This window comes from Methylophaga sulfidovorans (assembly GCF_900114205.1).
Lineage (GTDB): Bacteria > Pseudomonadota > Gammaproteobacteria > Nitrosococcales > Methylophagaceae > Methylophaga > Methylophaga sulfidovorans.
This window is the reverse complement of record NZ_FOSH01000030.1, coordinates 1-1333: the sequence shown is the minus strand read 5'-3', so window position 1 is coordinate 1333 and position 1333 is coordinate 1. Positions and strand designations below refer to the sequence as shown.

General features: G+C 41.6%; 1 protein-coding gene. It reads right to left on the bottom strand.

Translation table 11 applies throughout. The features are described 5' to 3' along the window. Positions 1-20: 20 nt before the first annotated feature. Complete coding sequence (locus BM232_RS14715) at positions 21-1259, bottom strand: IS4 family transposase (RefSeq protein WP_218153354.1); 1239 nt, start codon at positions 1257-1259, stop codon at positions 21-23. Positions 1260-1333 lie beyond the last annotated feature (74 nt).

Below are 1333 nucleotides of genomic sequence, written 5' to 3'. Positions count from 1 at the left end.
CTGTACGATCCCCACAAAAATTATAGCGTTTCAAACAAGTAAGCACTTGATAAATGAAGTGCCCTGACAGACTTCATAAATTCTCTTATCTTCAATTTCGCATATTTATCAGCAATGACTCTAAAACCAATAAAAGGTAATGATAAAACCGAATCCGTTTTCAAACTATTAGCTTGATATTGACGATGATGCTGTGTTTGCCGGGCAGCTAATCCAATCACCATCAGTATCCAGTGGGCAATCGTTGTCAGCAGGATTAACACAGATAATCTCTCTTTATGTGTCGTTTTATTGTATTCAAATCCCTGTCCAAATCGGTGGCTTTTCATATCTCTAAAACCTTCTTCTATTTGCATGCGATAACGATATATTTTGGTGGTTTTAGTCGCCAAGAATGCACTATGACTTAAAGAGGTCGCTAACAGCCAAGGATCATTGGCTGATTTTCTGTAAACCCGATGTTGTTTCGATTGACGCTCACAACCAGCATGATTAAACACTTTTCTTCCCGTTGATTTTTGCTTAACAATAACCAAGTTACATGGCAACGGGTTTCGTCTTGCAATCGCCCCCTTCAGAAGTTTTGGCCGCTGTGTTGCTCGCTTATATAACTGAGTAATACATTGCCAATGTTCATTATCCACACTATAAAAATTTGGCAGTCGAGCACGACCAACAAAGTCCCAGCCCATTGCTAAAACGGCTCGAAACCAAGGTGTTTTAAATCCTGCGTCCGTCACAATAATCGGTTGGCATTGCTGACCAAGTACCTCAGCGAGACGACTCAGAAATTGACAGTGTGTTTTAGGTTTTTCTTTGGTACTTAGATCGTGTACTTCCTCATAAAGACATAAACCCCGACGGTGTGATACCAAGGTTGCCCGAAGCAGGAAGTGACCTTTATGCTCATCTAAATCAGACCAATCAACCAACAGGATGGGGCGTTTGGCCTTGCCGACAGTGAACTTGGCTAACTGTTGATACAGTGTCAGGGTTTGTGCATGTAAGTGACGGTTTGAAAGTAATCTATCTGCTCGCTTTATGCGATGTTTTTCTTTTGCTGGAGAAGCAATGCCTCTTCCCAATGCTGTGACGGTAGCTGAGGCACCGTTCAATAGACTGTCAATGGCATCGGTTAATGCACACCTTCGGCGTGAATGCATATCAGGCGTGACAAGTGACATTGTTTTCTTCAATATAGGATGAACATTCATGGTGTTTTCGGCTGGTTGTATTTGTTTGGCGATAGATCTGATCACCAAATGCCATGAATGTTCCCTAACGTATCAACTAGACCATTGATTATTAGTAATTATTTGTGGGGATAGCTCAG